The following is a 17,440-nucleotide window of genomic DNA, read 5'->3' on the forward strand; positions in this document are numbered from 1 at the left end:
AAGAGATGGCGCGCATTTCGGTGACAACCTCAGGACTACTCTGTGTGCGGTTTTCAGGAGGTACAAAATATGAAAAAGCTTCTGATCTGTTGTTTGTTTGGTAATACCGCAAACTCTCTCGCCAAAAAAATGCAGTCTCTGGCAGAACGCGAAGGCTATCCGCTGATGATTAGCGCTGTTGGGCTGGATAACTTCGCCAGCGTCGCTCCCGCTTTCGATGGTTTCCTCATCGCGCCGCACATTCAGTACAAACTCGATGAGATAAAAGAAACGGTGGGCAATACGCGTTCAATCGCCATTATTGAGAGCCTGCCCTATGCCTCTCTCGACGCGAGGAAAGTATTGAATTTCGTGAAGGAGCAGATGCCTGAACTGGCTGCCTGACAGATAAGGCCGCATCGGTTTTGCGGCCTCCTCTCACCCGGCGTTCAAAACGTGTCGACACAAGGCTGGCCGACCTTATTAAGGGCGTTTTTCAACCTGGCTCTGAGTTCAATTAACGCCGCTTCTTTCTCTTCAAGCTGCTGCAGCTTGCGGCGCAGTGAAGCCTGTTTTTGCTCAGCGGTAAATTTGTCGTCAACCCAGACAGCCAAAACCTCTGAAATTTCAGCTAAGGTAAAACCCAGCATTTTGGCATGCTTGATCATGTTTAAACGCTGTAAATCGACGGCGGAATAGACTTTATAGTTATTGCTGCGATTGGGCTGCGGGATATTCTCTAACAGCCCCTGTCGCTCATAGTAACGCACCGTCTCTTTCGACAATCCCGTTTTCGCACACAGTTCACCAATTCGCATCGCGTCGCCCTCACCTTGTAAAAATCACGCTTGACCGTGTACCTAAGTGCACGGTTTATGCTGTGCAGCATACATTAGGGAAACGGGATTAAACATATGAATTCTTTTGATTATACAGGTAAAACAGCGCTGATTACCGGAGCGTCGTCGGGCATAGGCCGTGATTTTGCCCGGCAGCTCGCCGCCCGCGGCGTGGCCTTGATCCTGGTCGCCCGCAGCGAGCCAAAGCTGCAGGCGCTTGCCGTAGAGTTAGTCAGAAAGCACGGCGTCTCCATCACGATTATCGTGCAGGATTTAGTGAAGCCGGAAGCCATTCCCCACATTGTGGAACGGCTTGAAACCTTAAGACGTGTCCCCGACATTCTGATCAATTGCGCCGGCTTCGCCACCTACGGGCCATTCGAAAAGCTGTCCATCGACAGGCAGCGTGATGAGATAAACGTAAACTGCATGGTCCCCGTGGAGCTGACTCACGCCTTGCTGCCGGGAATGCTGCAGCAGGGCTCCGGGGTAATTATTAACGTTGCCTCAACGGCCGCGATGCAGCCGGATCCCTATATGGCGATTTATGGCGCAACCAAAGCCTTCCTGCTCTCGTTTTCGAACGCGTTGTGGGGAGAGTATCGCTCAAAGGGCATCCGCGTCCTGGCGCTTTGCCCCGGCGCAACGGATACGGCCTTTTTTGATGTGGTGAATGCTGAGGAAGCCTCGGTCGGTAAACGAATGCCCGCTGACAAGGTGGTCACCCTGGCGTTGAAGGCCGTGGAGAGTAACCGTAACTACCTGATTACCGGATGCGGTAACTGGCTTCTGGGGCAGCTACACCGGTTCGTGACGCGCAGGCGTCTGGTGCTTATCGTTGAAAAAATATTGCGTCCGCGCTCGGCCTGAGCAAAAACGGCTCCGTTCAGCGCAAGGGAGTTGCGCTGAAATCCACGCTTATCGCAGGCAGATAGATGCCATAGTGCACGAAAAACAGTGATACACTTACCGCACCTGGTTGATCGTCCCGTCTGAACGGCGCATGATGAATGACGGTAACCAAATCTCAAAATGGTCACTCGTTGTTAATCGTAGCCTGTCACGCTAAGCTTAAATAATGACTAAAAATATGAATCCCCCATCATCACGTGGTCCCCTTGACCACGCTGTCAGAGAGCAAATCGTCGAAGCGGCTTTTGAGCACTTCGGCCACTACGGCTATGAAAAAACCACCGTTGCCGAACTGGCTAAATCCATTGGTTTTTCAAAGTCCTACATTTATAAGTTTTTCGATTCCAAACAGGCTATCGGCGAGGTGATCTGCGCTAACCGCCTGGAGCTGATCATGGCGGCAGTGCTTTCCGCCATCGAGGGTGCGCCGTCGGCAAGCGAAAAATTACGCCGCCTTTTCAAAGCGCTCACCGAGGCGGGAAGCGAGCTGTTTTTCCACGACCGTAAGCTATACGACATCGCCGCCGTCGCCGCGCAGGAGCAGTGGCCTTCCACGCAAAAGTACAGCGAAAGCCTGATGAAGCTGATTGAGAGCATCATTATCGAAGGCAGGCAGGCCGGCGAGTTTGAAAGAAAAACGCCGCTGGATGAAGTCACCTGTGCCGTCTACATGGTGATGTGCCCTTACATTAACCCCGTTCAGCTTCAGTACAACCTCGAAATGGCCCCCACCGCGGCGGTGCTTCTCTCTTCACTGATTTTAAGAAGCCTGGCCCCCTAATTTGTGACCATTGACAATTTTGGTCACTAGTCAGAGAATGCGGATACCGTCCTGTTACGTCAAAAAGGTTTCCCATGATCAGGCTCACTTCAGCCCGCGTTGCCGTTTGTCTCCTGCCGTTTGCCCTGGTGGCGTGCGGCGATATTTCCGCGAGTGACGATCCGCGCACAAAGCCACCGCTCGTCAGATCCGTCTCCGTCGAGCTAGCGAACAATAGCGCCCGCGCCTTCACGGGCGTGGTGGTCGCAAGAACGCAAAGCGATTTAGGTTTCAGGGTTCAGGGAAAAATCCTTGAGCGGCTGGTCGATACGGGCCAGACCGTCAAACAGGGCCAGCCCCTGCTGCGCCTGGATCCGGTTGACCTGAAGTTACAGGCTCAGGCGCAGCAGCGCGCGGTGGATGCGGCTCAGGCGCGCGCGCGCAAAGCCTCCAGCGATGAGGCGCGCTATCGTGGACTTGTGGCGTCCGGCGCCGTGTCTGCCTCAGAATATGACCAGATCAAAGCGGCGGCCGATACGGCCAGGGCCGATCTCAGCGCCGCCCGGGCGCAGGCCAGCGTGGCGCAAAACGCCACGGGGTATGCCGTGCTGCTGGCGGATTCAGACGGCGTGGTCATGGAGACGCTCGCCGAGCCGGGCCAGGTCGTCAGCGCCGGACAGGTGGCGATCAGGCTCGCCAGAGCCGGGCAGCGTGAAGCGCTCGTCCAGCTTCCGGAAACGCTGCGCCCTGCCGTCGGCAGCGAAGCGCAGGCCACGCTGTATGGCAATGAAAAACATCCTGTCACCGCAACGCTGCGCCTGCTGTCTGATTCGGCCGATGCCGCGACCCGCACGTATGAAGCCCGCTACGTGCTGGATGGCCTGCTGGCGAACGCGCCGCTGGGGGCGACCGTCACGCTGAACGTTCAGGACAATAAAGCGGAAGGTCAGGTCATGCAGGTCCCGCTGGCTTCACTCTATGATGCAGGAAAAGGTCCCGGCGTCTGGCGCATTTCCGCCCAGCCGGCAAAGGTCGCATGGACGCCCGTCAGGGTGCTGAGCGTGGGTGAAGATGCGGCGCAGGTCACGGGCGGCGTGAAGCCCGGTGAGAAGATTGTTGCGTTAGGCGCCCATCTTCTGCACGAAGGTGAGGTCGTCAGGCTTGCTAAGCAGCGCAATGCCGCCCTGGCGGAGAACACACCATGAGCGGAAGCCGCTTTAACCTGTCGGCGCTGGCCGTCCGCGAACGTTCCGTCACGCTGTTTCTGATCGTTCTGGTCACGATTGCCGGAATTTACGCCTTCTTTGGGCTCGGGCGCGCGGAAGATCCGCCCTTCACGGTAAAGCAAATGACGGTGATAACCGTCTGGCCGGGCGCGACCGCGCAGGAAATTCAGGATCAGGTCGCCGAGCCGCTGGAAAAGCGCCTGCAGGAACTCAAATGGTACGACCGTACCGAAACCTATACCCGTCCCGGCATGGCGTTTATCACGTTGTCATTGCAGGACAAGACCCCGCCAGCCGAAGTGCAGGAGGAGTTCTATCAGGCGCGGAAGAAGCTTGGAGATGAATCTCAGCGTCTTCCGGCGGGCGTCATCGGCCCGATGATCAATGACGAATTCTCGGATGTCACCTTTGCCCTCTTTGCCCTGAAAGCGAAAGGCGAACCGCAGCGGCAGCTGGTACGCGATGCCGAAGGCCTGCGCCAGCAGCTCCTGCACGTTCCCGGCGTGAAGAAAGTGAACATTATCGGCGAACAGGCCGAGCGGATTTACATCTCCTTCTCCCATGACCGTCTGGCGACGATAGGGCTCTCACCCCAGGATATTTTCAACGCCCTCAACAGCCAGAACGCGTTAGCTGCAGCGGGCTCTATTGAGACCCGAGGCGCGCAGATTTTTATCCGCCTGGACGGCGCGTTCGATGAACTGCAGAAAATCCGCGATACGCCTTTTGTGGCTCAGGGCAAAACGCTCAAGCTGTCCGATGTGGCAACGGTTGAGCGAGGCTACGAAGATCCCCCGGCGATGCTGATACGCAATCAGCATGAGCCCGCCCTTCTGCTGGGCATCGTGATGCGTGAAGGCTGGAACGGTCTGGCACTGGGGAAAGCGCTGGATGCGGAAACGGCGAAAATAAATGATAGCCTGCCGCTGGGCATGTCCCTGACCAAAGTTACCGACCAGTCCGTGAATATTCGCTCGTCGGTCGATGAGTTCATGATCAAATTCTTCGTCGCCCTGCTTGTGGTCATGGTGGTGTGTTTTGTCAGCATGGGCTGGCGCGTGGGTGTTGTCGTTGCGGCGGCGGTACCGCTGACGCTGGCGGTCGTTTTCGTGGTGATGGAAGCCGCGGGGATAAACTTTGACCGCGTGACGCTGGGCTCCCTGATCCTCGCCCTCGGCCTGCTGGTTGATGATGCCATTATCGCCATCGAAATGATGGTGGTAAAAATGGAGGAAGGTTACGACAGAATCAAAGCCTCGGCCTTCGCCTGGAGCCATACCGCCGCGCCCATGCTGGCCGGTACCCTGGTGACGGCCATTGGCTTTATGCCGAATGGCTTTGCCCAGTCGACCGCCGGGGAATACACCAGCAATATGTTCTGGATTGTCGGCCTCGCCCTGATTGCATCGTGGTTTGTCGCGGTGGTGTTCACGCCCTATCTTGGGGTGAAGATCCTGCCGGCGATCCCGAAAGTCGAAGGGGGTCATGCCGCCATCTATAACACGCCTCGCTATAACCGTTTTCGCCGGCTGCTGGCCCGCGTTATCGCCAGAAAATGGCGGGTGGCCGGGTTGGTGGTCGCCATTTTCATCCTAGCCGTGCTCGGCATGGGGCTGGTTAAAAAACAATTTTTCCCAACCTCCGACCGCCCGGAAGTGCTGGTTGAGGTGCAGATGCCCTACGGTACCTCGATTGAGCAAACCAGCGCCGCAACCGCAAAAATCGAAGCGTGGCTGGGCCAGCAGCCCGAAGCCAAAATTGTCACGGCCTATATTGGTCAGGGTTCACCCCGTTTTTATCTGGCGATGGCGCCAGAACTGCCCGACCCGTCTTTTGCGAAAATTGTGATCCTGACGGACAGCGAGACGTCACGCGAGGCGCTCAAGCTCCGGCTGAGAGAGGCTGTCGCCAACGGCCTTGCCCCCGAAGCGCGCGTCCGGGTAACGCAGCTGGTGTTTGGCCCGTACTCGCCCTTCCCGGTTGCCTGGCGCGTGTCGGGGCCGGATGTCGAACAGGTGCATGACATCGCTGACAGGGTGAAAGCCGTGCTCCAGGCGAGCCCGATGATGAGAACCGTCAACACCGACTGGGGGTCGCGCGTTCCCGTCCTGCATTTCATTCTCGATCAAAACCGCCTGCAGGCGACCGGCTTAACCTCCAGTGCCGTTGCCGAGCAGCTTCAGTTCCTGCTGTCTGGCGTGCCCGTCACCTCCGTGCGGGAAGATATTCGCTCGGTAGAGGTTATTGGCCGCGCGGCGGGAGACATCCGTCTCGATCCGGCAAAAATCGAGGGTTTCACCCTTGTCGGCAATGCGGGACAGCGCGTTCCGCTGTCTCAAATCGGCAAGATTGAGATCGGTATGGAAGATCCGATCCTTCGCCGCCGCGATCGCACCCCGACGATTACCGTGCGGGGCGATATCGCTAACCATCTTCAGCCACCGGATGTGTCGGTCGCCGTCATGAAGCAGCTCCAGCCGATTGTTGACGCGCTGCCGGCCGGATACCGTATCGACATGGCGGGTTCGATTGAGGAATCGGGCAAAGCCACGCAGGCCATGATCCCGCTGTTTCCGATCATGATTGCCCTGACGCTGCTGATCATCATTTTGCAGGTGCGCTCAATCTCGGCGATGGTGATGGTGTTCTTAACCGCGCCGCTGGGGCTGATTGGCGTAGTGCCCGTGCTGTTGATTTTCAATCAGCCGTTTGGCATCAACGCGCTGGTCGGCTTAATCGCCCTTTCCGGCATTCTGATGCGCAATACGCTGATCCTGATCGGTCAAATCGATCATAACCAGAAGGAGGGCATCGAGCCGTTCCAGGCGGTGGTTGAAGCGACGGTCCAGCGCGCGCGCCCGGTCTTGCTAACCGCCATGGCCGCCGTGCTGGCGTTTATTCCCCTGACGCATTCGGTGTTCTGGGGCACGCTGGCTTACACGCTGATAGGCGGAACACTGGGCGGGACGATCGTCACGCTCGTCTTCCTGCCCGCGATGTATGCGATCTGGTTCCGGATCCGCCCTGCGGAACAACGCGTGCAGCACCCTGCAGAAAACGTGTAAACTACCATGAGTAGATAACACTTCTGAGGAAAGCATGGTTGTTAAGCGCTTAAGAAAAGAGGACCGCCGCGTGCAGCTGCTGGAGGTTGCGCGCGGAATCGTTCGTCAGCAAGGCACGGAGGCGCTGACCCTTGGCTACCTGGCCGAACGAGCCAACGTGACCAAGCCTATCCCCTACGATCACTTTGGCGATCGTGAAGGGCTGCTGATGGCGCTGTACCAGGATTATAGCGACCGGCAGCTGGCGAAGTTCCGCGAGACGCTGGCGGTCGACAGCAAAACGCTGGAGAAGACGATCCGCTTTTTCAGCGCCGCCTATATAGACTGCGCCATTAGTGCCGGACCTGAAACCGGGCCAATCGCCGCGGCGCTGTCCGGATCCCACGCGCTGCAGACGTTTCGTGAGGCATGCGTGGCCGACTGCGCCGACTGCCTGCGTACCGCGCTTTCCCCGTTCGTCGCGCTGAAAGGCGTTCAGGGAGAAGCGGTACTGACGGCCATCATTGGCGCGGCGGACGCGCTCAGCACCGCCGCGGGCAACGGCGTGCTCGCCCGGAACGTGGCGGAAAATACGCTCAGCGGCGCCATGACCGGCGTGCTGGAGACCTACGTGAATAGCACAAAATGATCGCTGGGGGCGGATTGACACCTAAGTTACCAATAGTAATATAGGCGTCAGTTCTCACCCATTCGAGGTCGCTATGTCTGCTACAAATGCCATTAATAACGCACTGATCGTGACGGCTCATCCTGTCGACAATTCGTTATCCCATTCGCTGGCAGCCCGTATTGCCGGAAAATTACGCGAGCAAGGTACGCAGGTTGAGATTGCCGATCTGCATGCTGAAGGGTTTAATCCGGCGATGACCCGCGCCGATCTCGATTTGTATCACGGCGATCCGAGCGCCCTTCCCGACGATATTCTGCGCGAGCAGCAGCGCGTCGAGCGAGCGGATATGCTGGTGTTTGTCTTCCCCGTGTACTGGTGGTCGGTCCCCGCGCTGTTGAAAGGCTGGTTCGATCGCGTATTAACCCTGAACTGGGCGTATAAGGTGGCCGACGACGGCCGGATTGTGGGCAGCTTACGCGACGTTCCCGTCCGCCTGATTGCCACCGGCGGCAGCGATCTCACCGGATTCGACAAACACGGCTATTCGACGGCGATTCAGACCCAGATAATCGAAGGCGTGTTTGGCTTCTGCGGGTTGAAGAACGTTAAGCTCGATATCCTTTACCAGGCAGACGCGGCGACGCCTGAGCAGGTTGAGGATTTCCTGCAGGGGCTAGAGAGTCTTAAATAATCCCGGCTATCCAGTCACAGCAAAGGCGCGCCTCCTTCGCCAGAAGGAAGCGCGTGTCTCGTTATCACCTACCACCGTCAGGGGCGATCTTTTAATCCTGCTGGCTAACCGGAACTCTCTTTCCAGCGATTATTCAAAAAATAACGAGAAAAGGCCAATCGCCATCACTACGCTCATAATCACCTGAATCAGAATAATAAAAAAAGCGACCCCACCCAAGACTGTGATTTTTCGACGCAGAATGAAAGTAATGCCGGAAAGTACAGCACTGAACAGAATGGCTTTAAGGATATAGGAAAGCGGAACCATTGCCGGGTGACCGGTATGCACTCCAGCAAGCCCAATGAGACCCAGCAGAAAACCTCCGCAGAATCCCCATCCCCAGAAAGTCATTGGTAAGCTCATCTGCCCCGCGACTAATCTTTTCAACATACGCACATCCTTTTTGTGATTATTTTTATCAAAATTCACCGGTTTACAGGGTAAAACCCCCGTCACCCACCTGCGCCTGGGCGTACCATTTCATCAGCTCCACGCAACCGGGCGCGTTCTCAGCCGGTGACCATTGGGCGGTATCGTGCTCCGGAACAGGCTGATAGCCGCCGTGTTTTACCTCGAAAATGACGCCGCCTTTATCCAGCGACAGCACGGCATGCCAGGTACCGGCATCCATCTCCAGCACTTTGCAGTCTTCACCTAACACCACGCGCTGGGTCACGTTACCGCCGTCATCAAAATTCAACACCAGAAAGCGACCGCTCAGAGCCGTCAGCAGTTCAAACGTGTGCGGGTGGCGATGAGGGCGAACATAGGTCCCAGGCTCCATCGCGATAGCCAGGCGCTGCACCGGGTCGCTCAGCTCGGGATGTAAATTGCGGTGCGCGCGTAAGCGAGGAGAATTGGCAGCCTGCTCGCTTTGTTGCTGCAGGTCACTGAACGTAATTTGTTTCATATACACCTTTGTGAATGGAGTCAGCGGACGGCAACCCTTTAGCCGCACGACGTTATACCATTCTGGACGGTCGATGAGCGATGGCATTTGTGAAACAAATCGCTGCAGCGTGAGGATGCGCGCGATCGCCCCCAAAGCGCAACGTTGAGTAAAACTCACATTAATTGCCACTATTTATCGTTTTTCAAAAGTGACGCACCTGAAATACCATCCATTCACCCCTGGGATAGAAAAATAAATAATACTAAGCCTGTATGGAGCACCTATGACACTCGATGTTTTATTCCCTGTATTGAATATTATCTCGCCTCATAAATTTAGCGCCCAAAAAAATGTGCATGAGCTGATAACGTTACTTTCAGCAGAAAAGGAAAGCTCAGAAGCGCTATCGCCTTTCATACATCGACTGCATCTTTTGGCTTTCGCCCAAAGCAATCCGGGTAACGCCGAAGAGTTGCTCTCAGCGCATTTACCAAAAGAGGATGGGATCCTTCCGCTGCTGGACTTTGCGGACTGGCCAAAGGTGCGTTACGCCGCGTCAGGCGAAGCTCAGACGCGTGAATCGCAGGAGTATTTCCGTGACATGACCTCGGCTGCCAATCTGTTACGCACTGCGCTGGTCGACGCCGAGCGAGCAAAGGGAACGCCTGCGCTTTATATTCTGGATAAATTACTCAACCTGAACAGCGCCCTGCCGGAGCGATATAAACAGATGGCGAATATTCCCTACGCGTAAATATGTTCTATATGCGGAATATCCTTCACTAAATATTCCGCTATTTATTAAACCCGATTTTCATTGTAATCAAGACAGACGATATCCAACGAAGGCAGCACCGGCGCATTAAGGTTAAGCCACGCCAGCAACCGTTCAATACTCTGTCTTCTGAGCGAATTTTTCGGCCAGACGAGGTAGTAGCCATCGCCGGTTGCGATAGCTTCCCTGAAGGGCAGCGCGAGCAGGCCGCTTTTCAGCGCGTCGAGCGTGAGGCGGAGGTCGGCCATCGCCACACCGTGACCGTGCATGGCGGCCAGGCTTCCCTGCTCCAGGGTGTCGAACACGATTCCACGACTCACGTCGAGCCCGGGGAATGACCCGGTTCTTTTCAGCCATCGCTTCCAGTCCCGTCTGTCCGGAGAGGGATGGATAAGCTCGCACTGCGCAAGCTGATGCCGGGCTGAATCAAGCAAAGACGGGGTACAAACCGGAATGAGCCATTCACTGAAGAGCAGCCGGCTTTCCGTTGACTCGCCGAAATAGCCATTACCGAGCAGGATCGCACAATCGTAGGGCTCACGGCTGAAGTCAACGGTGTCGAAGTCCATCCAGACGCTGGCAATTTCAATTTTTGGCTTAGCGTGGTTCTCGCGAAAGGATTTAAGCACATTCAGCAGCCACCGCATCGTCAGGGTGCTGGGGGCTTTGAGGCGCAGAAGGTGGTTTTCGCTTCTGAATGCGCGACAGGCCCACTCAATATTCGAGAAACTTTCGCTGAGCTGTCCGGCCAGAATACGTCCGGCATCACTGACCTCCACTCTCGGCCCCTGGCGTTTAAAGAGCTCACAGTCGAACCACTGCTCGAGCGTCCGGACATGCCTGCTGACCGCGCCCGGCGTGATATTCAGTGCTTCAGCCGCTTTGCTGAAGGAGTTCAGCCGCGCGGCAACTTCAAAAGCGCGCAGCGCATACAGTGGTGGTAAAGACATACATTCCCTTTCTGTGAGGTTTAGCTATGCAGTTTTTGTATTATCGGCACTCGGTGACTTGTCGCTCAGGTCCTCAGACGGGAACGTCATCAGCAGCTCCCTGAGCAGGGACTCAAGCTGCGCGCGCTGCGCGTCAGACAAGTTGCTCAGCAGCGCATTTTGCGTTTGTGTATGGACGATCAGCGCCTGTTCGATGCGCTCCTGCCCGTGCGGCGTCAGGCTTACGAGGGTGCTGCGCTTGTCATCCGGATCGGCAATTCGCCTGATAAGCCCAAGCTGTTCGAGATGGCTGAGCCGGTTCGTCATCGCCCCTGAGGTTACCAACAGCGATTTATAGAGCTGCGTGGGGGAAAGGCAGTACGGCTCACCGGCGCGACGCAGCGTGGCGAGCACGTCAAACTCGCCCTCGTGAAAACCAAACTGCGCCATCGCCTGCGCCCATTCTTTTCCCAGATGCTTCATCAGCCGGAGCATTCGGCCAAAAATTTTCATCGACGAGGCGTCCAGCTCCGGCATGGCGCGGCTCCACTGGCCGACAACGAAGTCTACGTGGTCTTGCATTTTCACCCCTGATGGCGTGCGAATTTATCCTGTTGTGCGGTACATCTTACGCAAAAATGCATTTTATCTTAACGTTAAGATAAATGCTCGTGCGATTTGCCCGGGCCATTCACAACCGAAAAGGACTCCATGTTGAAACGCACGTCGCCTTTACTCTTCGCCGTTATCGCTTTTATCGTCGGGCTGAACCTGCGCCCCATTCTGGCTTCTGTCGGACCGCTGTTTTCCGTGCTGCAGCGCGAAGCGGGGCTGACCGCTACGCAATTCAGCCTGCTAACCACCCTGCCGGTCGCGATGATGGGGCTTGCCGCCCTGTGTGGCCCCTGGCTTTTAGCCCGAGTCGGCGCCGTGCGGGGAATTATGTTTGGGCTCTTTATCCTGCTTGCGGCCTCCTTGCTGCGCGGTTTTAGCGCCTCACCGGAGAGTCTTATGGGCACCGCGTTACTGGGCGGGGCCAGCATAGGCACGATCCAGGCGTTAATGCCTGCCCTGATAAAAAAGGAATATACGCAAACGGCCAGCACGGTGATGTCGCTCTTCAGCACGGGCATTATGGCAGGAGCGGCAGTCGCCGCCGCCAGCGCCGAGCCGTTATTTTCATGGCTGACGCTGAAGCCCGCGCTGGCAATGGCCGGGCTGTTAGCGCTGCTGGCGCTGATACTGTGGTTAACCCTGGTTAAGCATCCTCAGGAGGAAAAAACAGCACGCGAAACCGTTACGCTCTCGTCCTCCCGTACAGGGCTACTGCTGCTCTTTTTCGGCGTGGGAACGGGCGCCTACACGCTGGTATTGGCCTGGCTGCCCCCGCTCTATATTCAGGCGGGATGGTCCGCACGCAGCAGCGGCTACATGCTGGCCTGGCTGACGTTAACCGAGGTTGTCGCCGGGTTTGCCGTCTCCGCGCTGATCGGTAAATTCCCCGATCGTCGCGTGCCGCTGATCGCCGTATTGCTGTTGCTGCTGGCAGGATTACTGTGTCTGGTCTTTGCGCCGGGTACGACGCCTGTATTATCCACGTTGCTGCTTGGCACCGGGATCGGCGCCCTCTTCCCGCTGTCGCTCATCGTCACGTTCGATCATGCGCGAACGCCCGCGCAGGCCGGGAAGTTGCTGTCTAAAGTTCAGGGAGGCGGATACACGATCGCCGCGCTTATGCCGTTAATTGCGGGGATCGTTCGCGACAGTTCGGTCTCGCTGACCAGCGCATGGCTGATCATGAGTGCGGGAGTCGTGCTGCTGATTGTTATCGCGCTGAATTTTAAACCCGTCGTGGACGTGCAGGCACGGTGAACGCGATACCAGATTTGAGAGTCGTATTTCCGCCGATCGTAAGATAAATTCAGGGTGAATTTCACCTCATTCAGGAGTGGATATGCCGCAGACGTTACCGGAAATTGATGTCTTGTTCGTCGCCGGGTTCGGGCCCATTTCGCGGGATACTGAGTCCAGCAGCGCGTTTTATGTTCAGACACTCGGCCTTCCGCTGAAGCCGATGGAGGGAAACACCGATTATCTGCTCACTGAAGAGGGCCAGCTGGAAGGCGTGAAGCATTTCGCCGTCTGGCCGCTCGCACAGGCGGCTGCATCCTGTTTTGGAGAGGAAAAGTGGCCAGTTGAGCACCCGATACCGCAGGGATGGGTTGAGTACGAGGTACAGGATTTGGACTCGGCTACACGCGTTCTGAGCGAAAAAGGCTATCGGATGCTGGTGGCTAACCGTTTGGAACCGTGGGGGCAAACCGTCACTCGCCTGCTCAGCCCGGAAGGCTTGCTTACCGGGCTGACGATTACGCCGTGGCTGCGGGGATAAATGGTTTTTGGAAAGCAGCATAGTAGGGGGAAACGCCTGCTTTGAGCGAACAGTGGGCGTACCCTTATGCTATTTACACCAACGGTGTGAGTCTTTTTCTGTTAAGTTGAATGACGATGAAAACACACTCAGTCCTAACCTATTCAATGATTATTATCACCTGTCTGACTCAGGTGGGATAACGTTTGCCATTTTCCCGCCGGTAAGGTGGGCCTTACCGGTAACAATCCAGTGAGGTAAGAATGGACACAAATGCAGTAACGACGCCTGAAAAACCTGTCTTGCACTTGTTATGTGGAAAAATTGCATCAGGAAAATCCACATTGTCAGCAAAATTAGGATCATCACCTGGGACTGTAATTGTCAGCGAGGATCGCTGGCTGGCTGCCCTCTTTACCAATGAAATGCAATCCATATCTGATTATGTGCAGTATTCATTAAGACTAAGAAATGCCATGAAGCCTCATCTGGTTTCACTACTCAAAGCTGGTTTATCAGTAGTTCTTGATTTCCCGGCAAACACACAAACAAATCGTGAATGGATGATGAGCATTATTAAGGAGTCAGGTGCCAGTAATCAGCTGCACTATCTGAAAGTTTCTGATGAAGTATGTAAATCCCGCTTGCGCGCCCGTAATGCAGAAGGCGTGCATGAATTTTCTGCCTCAGACCAACAATTTGACATCATAACGCGCTATTTCGAAGAGCCAACGGCTGATGAAGGGTTTGATATTACCGAATACAGCTAAATTTACCTTCCTGCACAAAAGCCGCCAGTTGGCGGCTTCATTATTTTCCATCTCATACGGTTATAAACGGAACTACAGCGAACTAAAAGTCCGCTCCTGGCACAAAGCGGACATCGGGTATTCCGGAAGTGCCCGACTCATGGTTAATTCCATTCACCAAAACTCTCACCTCCCCAAAGCCTCCACAATCGCCCTCTCCATTTTCTCTGGCGTGGTCATCGGTGCAAAACGCTTGAGTGGTTTACCGTCGCGGCCGATCAGAAACTTAGTAAAGTTCCACTTGATCCGCCCTCCCAGCACGCCGGGCAATTCGTTTTTCAGATAACGATACAGCGGGTGCGCTGCGTTACCGTTAACCTCCAGCTTCTCAAACATCGGGAAACTCACGCCGTAGTTGATGTAACAGGTTTTCGAGATTTCGTCGGCGCCGCCGGGTTCCTGTTTACCGAACTGGTTGCAGGGGAAGCCCAGCACCACTAGTCCTTGATCGGCGTATTTCTTGTATAGCGCTTCAAGGCCCGCATATTGCGGCGTAAAGCCACACTGGCTGGCGGTATTGACGACCAAAACCACCTTTCCCGCATAGTCGGCCATTGAGATAAGGCGGCCATCCAGGCGGGTGGCGGTAAGTTGATAAAAGCGAGTCATACTGAAATCCCTCAAGGCTGGCCGAAAAGTCACGGTGACCATCAACAGGGCCGCCGCCGTTTAGAAAGTTTACATTCAGGCAGGCTATTTGTGATACATTCCTGGCGCGCCAATGACCACCACACTCGCTATCAGGTATGCAGAACATAACAAAAAAAATTCGCTGGCTTCTGCTTACTCTCCCACTCCTCAGCGGTTGTGGCACGCTCTCACAGATGTCCTCCCCGGAAGGTACTCAGGAACTTCTCACCCATGATTCGCTGGATGGCGACGTTGACAGCGTGGTGCGTCACTATATGGCGCAAAAATCCGTTCCCGGGATGACGGTCGCGGTGATCCATAATCACGGCTCGCCGCAGTTTTACACCTGGGGCGTAACCGATGCGGTCAATCGCTATCCGGTCAGGCCCGACACCCTGTTTGCGCTCGGCTCGCTCAGCAAAGGGATCACGGCGGAAGTGGTGGCTTGTCTGGTCAATGAAGGGCAACTGAACTGGTACGATAACCTGGCGACATTGCTTCCGCCGGGGACGCCGCTTAGCGCGGATGCACAAAAAATCACCCTGCTCGAACTGGTAACCCACACCTCCGGCCTGCCGCGTCAGAATATGGATGTTCCGATGCTTGGAAAATTTATCGGCTATTTAAGCACGGGCGAAAATTTCTATAGCGAGCTGGACAGCGATAACGTGCTGCGTTACCTCGCCGACTGGCGGGCGCCAAAGAATAAAGTGCCGCAATATTCCAATACCGGCTACGCCCTGATCGGCTATATCCTGAAGCACAAAACCGGCGAAGATATCCAGAGTTTAGCCTCGCGCTATATTTTCCGTCCGCTGCAAATGGCTAACAGCAGCTTTATTCCCCAGCAGCTCAAAGGCTACCCGCAGCGTGCGCTCGGCCACGCGGGCGATCAGCCTAAATTCATCCCGCGCGGGCAGCTCACCCCGGACTGGCATTTTTCCAACAACATGGTGGCGGCAGCGAGCTTGTACAGCAACGCCGAAGATCTGGCGGCCTATGCCCGCTATCACGTCTCGACAACCCACAGTCCCCTGCTGGACAATGTCTTTGCCGAAGTGAGAAATACCGATATTCAACGCCCTGACGGAGTGCAGGGTATTGCCTGGACCACCGACTTTATCGGCCTGGAAAAAATCACCTATCAGGTCGGCTATATCGGCGGCTACTCCAGCTTTATCGGCTATGACAAAGAAAAAGGCAATGCGGTGGTGGTGCTACAAAATACCTTTAACTGGAGTAATTACATCGGCATCGCGCTGTTGATGGATATGGCGAAAAAAGACGGTCTGAGCCCTACACCGCCGACTTCGGCCTTAAGTTCTCATCAAACGCCAGCCGTTTCCGGTCAGGCTCAACGTCTCGCAGCGGCTCCACCTGGTGCATAGTGAGCTTGCAGCGCTCCACCAGCACCTGATACTCCCGCGTGCCCTGCTGCTTCCACGCCAGCTCCTGCTCGCTCAGCGCGCGAATCGCTTTGGCCGGGCTGCCGATGATCAAATGGTTGGCGGGCATCTCCGCTTTCGCCTTCACGAACGCCGCCGCGCCGACGATGCTGTTTTCACCGATGACCGCCCCGTCCATCACCACCGCGTTCATGCCCACCAGCGCATTGCGGCGGATCACGCAGCCGTGGAGAATAGCGCTGTGGCCGATATGCCCGTCCTCTTCCACCACCGTGTCCTGCTCCGGGAAGCCGTGCATCACGCAGTTATCCTGAATGTTGGCACCGTCTTTCACCACGATACGGCCAAAATCACCGCGCAGGCTGGCGTTAGGACCGACGTAAACGCCTTTGCCCAGAATCACGTCGCCAATCAGCACCGCCGTCGGGTGAACATAGCTCTCGTCCGGTACGACCGGCGTCAGACCGTCAATTTGATAAACTGGCATCTTCGCTCCTTATGCGCTTGTAAGACCACCAAAGCGTTGATAGTAGAGCGTGCCGGGCACGGGCAGTTCGCCCACGGAGGTTTCGCCCTTCTCGCTGACAAACGCCAGCGCCCCCGGCGCGACACGCTGATAGATGTTAATGCAGAGCTGTCGGGCGCTTTGCCCCGCCCAGTGCGCGGGCAGCAACTCTTCCGGCAGCAGCGGATCTTTCAGCACCACGCGACGATAAAAGTGAATCAGCAGCAGCTGGATCTGGAAACAGCGTTCCGGCGTCAGCTCCTCCGGCGCGGCCTCTTTCAACAGCGGCAGAAGCGGGCGGAATGAATCGATGAACGTCTCGTACATCGCGTTTTGCTCGGTTAACTGCCAGCACTCCTCCACCCGCGAACGCAGCGCGGCACGGGAGAGAGCCAGCGGCGAGTGGGCTTCAAAGAAAATTACGTTTTCCGCCACGCCGGCATCGTGAAGCAGAGACTGCACGTCCGCCAGATGCTGCGACGGCGAGGCCATCAGGCTCGGCGCCAGCGTGCCAAACCCCTGCCAGATCAGCTGTTTTTTGACGTCGGCAAGGGTGGTTTTATCCAGACCTTCGGAGAGCAGCAACAGCCATTTGCCGTCCCAGGCGGGCAGTTCCGCGCGGTAAATCTTATTCTCCGCGCGACGCGTCAGGCGAAGCCCCTTATCGCTCAGGCGGTAAAAGCTGCGACGCCCGATGCGGGAAACGTCCAGCCAGCCCTCTTTGTTGAGGCGAAACAGCGCGGTGCGCACGAAGCGCTCGCCAAACCCCATGCCTTCCAGCAGGGCGGCCAGGCTGCCGAGCCAAATCTCACCGCCGCGATGGGAAAGCGCGTCACCGTATAGCGAGGAGATAAGCGAGGTCCCGCTGACGGGAACGGAGCTGACCGCGTGCTGGATAAAGGCGTCGAGTTTATTCATGTGATTCATTCTGTTGTTATTTTTGTCCTGGATGAATCATAGCATAGGATTTTGGGGTTTCCCCCTCACCCTAACCCTCTC

Annotated in this window: 20 protein-coding genes; 12 read left to right on the forward strand and 8 right to left on the reverse strand. The window is 56.2% G+C overall.

All coding sequences use genetic code 11. The features are described 5' to 3' along the window. Nucleotides 1–69: 69 nt before the first annotated feature. Nucleotides 70–384, forward strand: a complete 315-nt coding sequence (locus tag M2422_RS04165) for a PTS sugar transporter subunit IIB (RefSeq protein WP_033145449.1) — start codon at nt 70–72, stop codon at nt 382–384. Between the two features lie 44 nt (nt 385–428). Here M2422_RS04165 and M2422_RS04170 read toward each other — a convergent pair whose 3' ends face one another. Then, entirely contained in the window at nt 429–797 is a 369-nt protein-coding gene (locus tag M2422_RS04170; protein WP_048981118.1) for a MerR family transcriptional regulator, read from the reverse strand. Between the two features lie 96 nt (nt 798–893). Here M2422_RS04170 and M2422_RS04175 point away from each other — a divergent pair, with 96 nt between their 5' ends. The 6 genes from M2422_RS04175 to M2422_RS04200 all read left to right on the forward strand — a co-directional run bounded on the left by M2422_RS04175 (nt 894) and on the right by M2422_RS04200 (nt 8,082). Next, nucleotides 894–1,688 carry an SDR family oxidoreductase gene (locus tag M2422_RS04175; RefSeq protein WP_064672444.1) on the forward strand — a complete coding sequence of 265 codons (795 nt, stop codon included), beginning with the start codon at nt 894–896 and terminating at the stop codon, nt 1,686–1,688. Nucleotides 1,689–1,896: 208 nt separating this feature from the next. After that, on the forward strand, nt 1,897–2,511 hold the full coding sequence (locus tag M2422_RS04180; protein WP_064672443.1) for a TetR/AcrR family transcriptional regulator: 615 nt from the start codon (nt 1,897–1,899) through the stop codon (nt 2,509–2,511). A 74-nt stretch (nt 2,512–2,585) separates the two neighbouring features. After that, complete coding sequence (locus tag M2422_RS04185) at nt 2,586–3,695, forward strand: efflux RND transporter periplasmic adaptor subunit (RefSeq protein ID WP_064672442.1); 1,110 nt, start codon at nt 2,586–2,588, stop codon at nt 3,693–3,695. Further along, nucleotides 3,692–6,781: an efflux RND transporter permease subunit gene (locus tag M2422_RS04190; protein ID WP_064672441.1), complete on the forward strand. Its 3,090-nt coding sequence runs from the start codon at nt 3,692–3,694 to the stop codon at nt 6,779–6,781. The genes M2422_RS04185 and M2422_RS04190 overlap by 4 nt, the downstream gene beginning before the upstream one ends. Nucleotides 6,782–6,815: 34 nt before the next feature. Then, nucleotides 6,816–7,409, forward strand: coding sequence for a TetR/AcrR family transcriptional regulator (locus M2422_RS04195; RefSeq protein ID WP_064672440.1), 594 nt, complete (start codon nt 6,816–6,818; stop codon nt 7,407–7,409). Nucleotides 7,410–7,482: 73 nt separating this feature from the next. Continuing rightward, nucleotides 7,483–8,082: an NAD(P)H-dependent oxidoreductase gene (locus M2422_RS04200; RefSeq protein ID WP_064672439.1), complete on the forward strand. Its 600-nt coding sequence runs from the start codon at nt 7,483–7,485 to the stop codon at nt 8,080–8,082. Between the two features lie 129 nt (nt 8,083–8,211). Here the strand turns inward: M2422_RS04200 and M2422_RS04205 are convergent, their stop codons facing one another. After that, nucleotides 8,212–8,514 (reverse strand): hypothetical protein, encoded by a 303-nt coding sequence (locus M2422_RS04205; RefSeq protein WP_033145442.1) that lies wholly within the window; start codon nt 8,512–8,514, stop codon nt 8,212–8,214. A 43-nt stretch (nt 8,515–8,557) separates the two neighbouring features. After that, the gene (locus tag M2422_RS04210; protein ID WP_064672438.1) at nt 8,558–9,034 is read right to left on the reverse strand and encodes a WbuC family cupin fold metalloprotein; all 477 of its coding nucleotides are present in this window, start codon (nt 9,032–9,034) and stop codon (nt 8,558–8,560) included. A gap of 265 nt (nt 9,035–9,299) precedes the next feature. Between M2422_RS04210 and M2422_RS04215 the strand changes: the two genes are divergently transcribed. Further along, entirely contained in the window at nt 9,300–9,770 is a 471-nt protein-coding gene (locus M2422_RS04215) for a hypothetical protein (protein WP_064672437.1), read from the forward strand. 47 nt (nt 9,771–9,817) lie between these two features. On the opposite strand, the gene M2422_RS04220 is transcribed toward M2422_RS04215, so the two are convergent. Beyond that, entirely contained in the window at nt 9,818–10,741 is a 924-nt protein-coding gene (locus tag M2422_RS04220) for a LysR substrate-binding domain-containing protein (protein WP_064672436.1), read from the reverse strand. Between the two features lie 24 nt (nt 10,742–10,765). Continuing rightward, a complete protein-coding gene (locus M2422_RS04225; RefSeq protein ID WP_064672435.1) occupies nt 10,766–11,302 on the reverse strand; it encodes a MarR family winged helix-turn-helix transcriptional regulator in 537 nt (178 codons plus the stop codon). A 129-nt stretch (nt 11,303–11,431) separates the two neighbouring features. On the opposite strand from M2422_RS04225, the gene M2422_RS04230 reads away from it, so the two are divergent. The 3 genes from M2422_RS04230 (at nt 11,432) to M2422_RS04240 (ending at nt 13,861) form a co-directional block, all read left to right on the forward strand. Then, a complete protein-coding gene (locus tag M2422_RS04230) occupies nt 11,432–12,592 on the forward strand; it encodes an MFS transporter (RefSeq protein ID WP_064672434.1) in 1,161 nt (386 codons plus the stop codon). A gap of 82 nt (nt 12,593–12,674) precedes the next feature. Beyond that, nucleotides 12,675–13,112 carry a VOC family protein gene (locus tag M2422_RS04235; RefSeq protein WP_058840670.1) on the forward strand — a complete coding sequence of 146 codons (438 nt, stop codon included), beginning with the start codon at nt 12,675–12,677 and terminating at the stop codon, nt 13,110–13,112. 242 nt (nt 13,113–13,354) lie between these two features. Next, a complete protein-coding gene (locus M2422_RS04240) occupies nt 13,355–13,861 on the forward strand; it encodes an ATP-binding protein (RefSeq protein ID WP_047061757.1) in 507 nt (168 codons plus the stop codon). A gap of 165 nt (nt 13,862–14,026) precedes the next feature. On the opposite strand, the gene M2422_RS04245 is transcribed toward M2422_RS04240, so the two are convergent. Continuing rightward, complete coding sequence (locus M2422_RS04245; RefSeq protein ID WP_064672433.1) at nt 14,027–14,509, reverse strand: glutathione peroxidase; 483 nt, start codon at nt 14,507–14,509, stop codon at nt 14,027–14,029. Nucleotides 14,510–14,646: 137 nt separating this feature from the next. On the opposite strand from M2422_RS04245, the gene M2422_RS04250 reads away from it, so the two are divergent. Beyond that, complete coding sequence (locus M2422_RS04250) at nt 14,647–15,918, forward strand: serine hydrolase (protein ID WP_064672432.1); 1,272 nt, start codon at nt 14,647–14,649, stop codon at nt 15,916–15,918. Here the strand turns inward: M2422_RS04250 and paaY are convergent. Continuing rightward, on the reverse strand, nt 15,827–16,423 hold the full coding sequence (paaY, locus tag M2422_RS04255) for a phenylacetic acid degradation protein PaaY (RefSeq protein ID WP_064672431.1): 597 nt from the start codon (nt 16,421–16,423) through the stop codon (nt 15,827–15,829). The genes M2422_RS04250 and paaY overlap by 92 nt on opposite strands. A 9-nt stretch (nt 16,424–16,432) precedes the next feature. Further along, entirely contained in the window at nt 16,433–17,368 is a 936-nt protein-coding gene (gene paaX, locus M2422_RS04260; RefSeq protein WP_033145431.1) for a phenylacetic acid degradation operon negative regulatory protein PaaX, read from the reverse strand. Between the last annotated feature and the right edge of the window lie 72 nt (nt 17,369–17,440).

Origin of the sequence: Enterobacter sp. SLBN-59 (assembly GCF_024807915.1) — a bacterium.
Classification (GTDB): Bacteria; Pseudomonadota; Gammaproteobacteria; order Enterobacterales; family Enterobacteriaceae; genus Enterobacter; species Enterobacter asburiae_B.

What these genes read in the sequence shown, in the direction of transcription:
- paaX (WP_033145431.1), bottom strand. Translation starts at nt 17,368, where the DNA reads ATGAATCACATGAATAAACTCGACGCCTTTATCCAGCACGCGGTCAGC.
- M2422_RS04230 (WP_064672434.1), top strand. Translation starts at nt 11,432, where the DNA reads ATGTTGAAACGCACGTCGCCTTTACTCTTCGCCGTTATCGCTTTTATC.
- M2422_RS04220 (WP_064672436.1), bottom strand. Translation starts at nt 10,741, where the DNA reads ATGTCTTTACCACCACTGTATGCGCTGCGCGCTTTTGAAGTTGCCGCG.
- M2422_RS04165 (WP_033145449.1), top strand. Translation starts at nt 70, where the DNA reads ATGAAAAAGCTTCTGATCTGTTGTTTGTTTGGTAATACCGCAAACTCT.
- M2422_RS04225 (WP_064672435.1), bottom strand. Translation starts at nt 11,302, where the DNA reads ATGCAAGACCACGTAGACTTCGTTGTCGGCCAGTGGAGCCGCGCCATG.
- paaY (WP_064672431.1), bottom strand. Translation starts at nt 16,423, where the DNA reads ATGCCAGTTTATCAAATTGACGGTCTGACGCCGGTCGTACCGGACGAG.
- M2422_RS04210 (WP_064672438.1), bottom strand. Translation starts at nt 9,034, where the DNA reads ATGAAACAAATTACGTTCAGTGACCTGCAGCAACAAAGCGAGCAGGCT.
- M2422_RS04180 (WP_064672443.1), top strand. Translation starts at nt 1,897, where the DNA reads ATGACTAAAAATATGAATCCCCCATCATCACGTGGTCCCCTTGACCAC.
- M2422_RS04250 (WP_064672432.1), top strand. Translation starts at nt 14,647, where the DNA reads ATGCAGAACATAACAAAAAAAATTCGCTGGCTTCTGCTTACTCTCCCA.
- M2422_RS04205 (WP_033145442.1), bottom strand. Translation starts at nt 8,514, where the DNA reads ATGTTGAAAAGATTAGTCGCGGGGCAGATGAGCTTACCAATGACTTTC.
- M2422_RS04170 (WP_048981118.1), bottom strand. Translation starts at nt 797, where the DNA reads ATGCGAATTGGTGAACTGTGTGCGAAAACGGGATTGTCGAAAGAGACG.
- M2422_RS04185 (WP_064672442.1), top strand. Translation starts at nt 2,586, where the DNA reads ATGATCAGGCTCACTTCAGCCCGCGTTGCCGTTTGTCTCCTGCCGTTT.
- M2422_RS04235 (WP_058840670.1), top strand. Translation starts at nt 12,675, where the DNA reads ATGCCGCAGACGTTACCGGAAATTGATGTCTTGTTCGTCGCCGGGTTC.
- M2422_RS04245 (WP_064672433.1), bottom strand. Translation starts at nt 14,509, where the DNA reads ATGACTCGCTTTTATCAACTTACCGCCACCCGCCTGGATGGCCGCCTT.
- M2422_RS04215 (WP_064672437.1), top strand. Translation starts at nt 9,300, where the DNA reads ATGACACTCGATGTTTTATTCCCTGTATTGAATATTATCTCGCCTCAT.
- M2422_RS04175 (WP_064672444.1), top strand. Translation starts at nt 894, where the DNA reads ATGAATTCTTTTGATTATACAGGTAAAACAGCGCTGATTACCGGAGCG.
- M2422_RS04200 (WP_064672439.1), top strand. Translation starts at nt 7,483, where the DNA reads ATGTCTGCTACAAATGCCATTAATAACGCACTGATCGTGACGGCTCAT.
- M2422_RS04190 (WP_064672441.1), top strand. Translation starts at nt 3,692, where the DNA reads ATGAGCGGAAGCCGCTTTAACCTGTCGGCGCTGGCCGTCCGCGAACGT.
- M2422_RS04240 (WP_047061757.1), top strand. Translation starts at nt 13,355, where the DNA reads ATGGACACAAATGCAGTAACGACGCCTGAAAAACCTGTCTTGCACTTG.
- M2422_RS04195 (WP_064672440.1), top strand. Translation starts at nt 6,816, where the DNA reads ATGGTTGTTAAGCGCTTAAGAAAAGAGGACCGCCGCGTGCAGCTGCTG.